3 protein-coding genes and 1 pseudogene are annotated in these 3,843 nt (G+C 64.1%); 1 reads left to right on the plus strand and 3 read right to left on the minus strand.

All coding sequences use genetic code 11. The annotated features are described in order from the left end of the window. The 3 genes from JWQ89_RS18145 to coxB all read right to left on the minus strand — a co-directional run. On the minus strand, positions 1-536 hold a 536-nt coding region (locus JWQ89_RS18145), incomplete at its 3' end, for a protoheme IX farnesyltransferase (RefSeq protein WP_299643251.1). An 83-nt stretch (positions 537-619) separates the two neighbouring features. Further along, positions 620-2,320 carry a cytochrome c oxidase subunit I gene (gene ctaD / locus JWQ89_RS18150; RefSeq protein WP_299643249.1) on the minus strand — a complete coding sequence of 567 codons (1,701 nt, stop codon included), beginning with the start codon at positions 2,318-2,320 and terminating at the stop codon, positions 620-622. 64 nt (positions 2,321-2,384) lie between these two features. After that, positions 2,385-3,221 (minus strand): cytochrome c oxidase subunit II, encoded by an 837-nt coding sequence (coxB, locus tag JWQ89_RS18155; RefSeq protein ID WP_366144022.1) that lies wholly within the window; start codon positions 3,219-3,221, stop codon positions 2,385-2,387. A 431-nt stretch (positions 3,222-3,652) separates the two neighbouring features. On the opposite strand from coxB, the pseudogene JWQ89_RS18160 reads away from it, so the two are divergent. Further along, a pseudogene (locus JWQ89_RS18160) lies at positions 3,653-3,843 on the plus strand (invasion associated locus B family protein); the annotation flags it as partial.

The following is a 3,843-nucleotide window of genomic DNA, read 5'->3' on the forward strand; positions in this document are numbered from 1 at the left end:
GTCCAGAGGAAGATGATGAGGAACAGAACGACCGACTCGAAGCTGACCGTGCCGGTGACGGCGGCCCAGCCGATCATCGGCGGAAAGTCGCCGGCGGCTCCGCCTATGACGATGTTCTGCGGCGTCGAGCGCTCCATCCACATCGAGTAGATGACGGCATAAAAGAAGATGGTGAAGGCGAGGAGCCCGGCCGCGACCCAGTTGGCGGCGAGGCCGAGCAGGCACACCGAGAAGGCCGAGAGCACGAGGCCGAGCACCAGGGCGTGGTCGCGCTCGATGCGGCCGGCGGGGATCGGCCGGTTGGCGGTGCGGCTCATCACCGCGTCGATATCGGCGTCGTACCACATGTTGAGGGCACCCGAGGCCCCTGCCCCGAGCGCGATGCAGAGGATGGCGACGGCGCCGATGAACGGATTGATGCCACCCGGCGCCAGCAGCAAGCCGACCAGCGCCGTGAACACCACAAGCGACATGACCCTCGGCTTCAGCAATGCGAGATAGTCTTCGACCCGCGCCTCGACGGCGCGGACCGAAATCTCAGTGCTGGGGTGCACGTAGGCCAATTGTCACTCGCTTGGTTGCCGCGGGGCCCTCAGGGGCCCCGCGAACATATCGCAGATCAGTGGTTCGCGCTCGCATCGATGCGCGGCAGGGTCTCGAACTGGTGGAACGGCGGCGGGGAGGGCAGCGTCCACTCGAGAGTGGTCGCACCGTCGCCCCAGGGATTGGCCGGAGCCCGGCGCTTTTTGCGGGCCGCCTCGAACAGGATGTAGAGGAACAGCACCAGACCGACGAAGGTGATGTAGTAGCCGATCGAGGAGACGCGGTTCCACAGCGCGTACGCATCGGGATAGTCGATATAGCGGCGCGGCATGCCGGCCAGCCCGAGGAAGTGCTGCGGGAAGAAGATCACGTTAACGCCGACGAAGGTGATCCAGAAATGCGCCGCGGCCAGCCGCTCGTTGTACATGAGGCCGAACATCTTGGGGTACCAGTAGTACCAGGCGGCGAAGATGGCGAACACCGCGCCGAGCGACAGCACATAGTGGAAGTGTGCCACCACGTAGTAGGTGTCGTGGAGCGCACGGTCGGCGCCGGCATTCGCCAGCACCACGCCCGTCACGCCGCCGACGGTGAACAGGAAGATGAAGCCCATCGCCCACAGCATCGGGGGACGGAAGGAGATCGAGCCGCCCCACATGGTGGCGATCCAGCTGAAGTTCTTTACGCCGGTGGGCACCGCGATGACCATGGTGGCCGCCACGAAGTAGCGCTGCACGTCAAGCGACAGGCCCACGGTGTACATGTGGTGGGCCCAGACGATAAAGCCGACCGCGCCGATGGCGACCATGGCGTAGACCATCGCGAGGTAGCCGAACACGGGCTTGCGCGAGAAGGTCGAGACGACGTGGCTGACGATGCCGAAGCCCGGCAGGATCAGGATGTACACCTCGGGGTGACCGAAGAACCAGAACAGGTGCTGGAACAGGATCGGGTCGCCGCCGCCTTCAGGCTCGAAGAACGTGGTGCCGAAATTTCGGTCGGTCAGCAGCATGGTGATGCCGCCGGCAAGCACGGGGAGCGACAGCAGCAGCAGGAACGCCGTCACCAGCACCGACCAGGGGAACAGCGGCATCTTGTGCAGCGTCATGCCCGGAGCGCGCATGTTGAAGATGGTGGTGATGAAGTTGATGGCGCCAAGGATCGACGACGCGCCGGCGATATGGAGCGCAAGGATGGCGAAGTCCATCGCCGGTCCTGGTTGGCCCGATGTCGACAGCGGCGGGTAGATGGTCCAGCCGCCCCCGGTACCGTAGGCGCCCGCCGGACCCTCGAAGAACATCGACATGAGCAGCAGCAGGAAGGCCGGCGGGAGCAGCCAGAACGAGACGTTGTTCATGCGGGGGAAGGCCATGTCCGGCGCGCCGATCATCAGCGGCACGAACCAGTTGCCGAACCCGCCGATCATCGCCGGCATCACCATGAAGAAGATCATGATGAGCGCGTGGGCAGTGGTGAACACATTGTACATGTGCTTGCCGGCATCGAGCGCGGCATCGCCTTCGGCGCCGTAGACCATGGCTGCGAGGCCGTGGAAAATCTGAATGCCCGGCTCCTGCAGCTCGAGGCGCATGGCGCCCGACAGCAGACCGCCAATCACCCCCGCGACGATCGCGAAGATCAGGTACATCGTGCCGATGTCCTTGTGATTGGTCGAATACACGTAGCGCCGCCAGCCGGTCGGATGGCCATGATCGTGGGCCGCGGCGTGGCCGGGGCCATGAGCATCATGGGCTTCCAAAGCGTGAGTATCGGCCATTCTGAGCGATCCCTTTAATCGAATTCTCGTCGTGTCGCCAGGTCAGGGACCCGCGCACGGGTCCTTAGCTGAGTGCAGGCAGAGTGGCATTTGCGTCGTCGACGGTGCCCGCCTCGAACGCGGCCATCCAGGCTGCGAATTCTTCCTTAGTCACGACGCGAATCGCGATCGGCATGAAGGCGTGGTCCTTGCCGCAAAGCTCGGAGCACTGGCCGTAGAATATGCCGGTCTTCTGGGCATTGAACCAGGTCTCGTTGAGCTTGCCGGGCACCGCGTCGATCTTGATGCCGAAGGCGGGCATGGCAAAGGCGTGGATCACGCCGACCGGATCGGCGGTCACCTGCATGCGCACCGTGGTGTCGACGGGAACGACCAGCTGGTAGTCGACGGCGAGCAGCCGCGGCTGCACCGGCACCTGCGCGAGGCGCGCATCCTCGGTCAGGATACTGGAGGAGATCGACTTGCCCTGATCGACGTACTCGTAGTCCCAGTACCACTGCTGACCGGTCGCCTTGATGGTCAGGCCGACCGCGGGGACTTCGACGTCGCCGAACGAGAAGATGTTGGAGCCGAGATATTTGCGCTGCCCATCCGGGACGGTCAGCTGGTCGGTCAGCTCCGCGAAGGACGGGATTGCGATGATCACGAGGACCAGGATCGGCACGACCGTCCAGATGATCTCGACCAGGGTATTGTGCGTCGTCGAGGATGGCCTGGGGTTGGCCCTGGCGTTGAAACGCACGACCACGATGATCAGGAGGACCAGCACCAGCAGCGCGATCAGCACTGCGGTCCACAGCAGCGGGCCGTTATGGAAGGCGCGGATCGAATCCATGATAGGGGTGGCGGAGGGCTGCAGCCCGATCTCACCCGGGGAAGGACGGCCCAGTTCCTGCGCCATGGCGGTCACAGGCAGAAGCGCAAGGGCGGCGGTCCCCAGCAAGCCAATCGAACTACATAGTTTGCCGGTCACCTAAAACCCCCTTGAGATCCCGTCTGGTCCGGTATTCGAGCGTTGGGGTTGAGGAGGACAAATGCGGCATAGCAAACGCCGCCCCGACTCAACCTCGGAGCGCTGAAACTTGGACCGTGTCTAAACCACATCGGCCGGACCATGGCAATTCACGCCTCTTGTCGCAGCGTGCGTCAAAACGCACCTTACGCCTGTTTTGGTGCCGCCTCACGCTCGCCTTGATTCGAAGGCGTGTATCCGGCCGGGCGCCTTGGGTTCCGGCGTGTTGACAGCCGCCCGGGCCTAACCGACTAAGTTGAGATCCCGCCAGCGGCGGGATTCGTTATGTGACACATAGAGAGAGTGAAGCGGTGCAGCCAATCGTCGGGCTTTTGTTTCGGGCGCTCGGCGCGGCCGGCATCGTCGCGGGGCTGGTGAGCCCCGCCCTGCCCCAGGGCGTGGTCAAGGCGCAGTACGGCGATTGGCAGATGAGCTGCGACACGCCGCCGGGGGCCAGCTTCGAGCAGTGCGCGCTGATCCAGAACGTCTCGGCCGAAGACCAGCCCAATGT

The organism is Devosia sp. (genome assembly GCF_028290645.1).
Classification (GTDB): domain Bacteria; phylum Pseudomonadota; class Alphaproteobacteria; order Rhizobiales; family Devosiaceae; genus Devosia_A.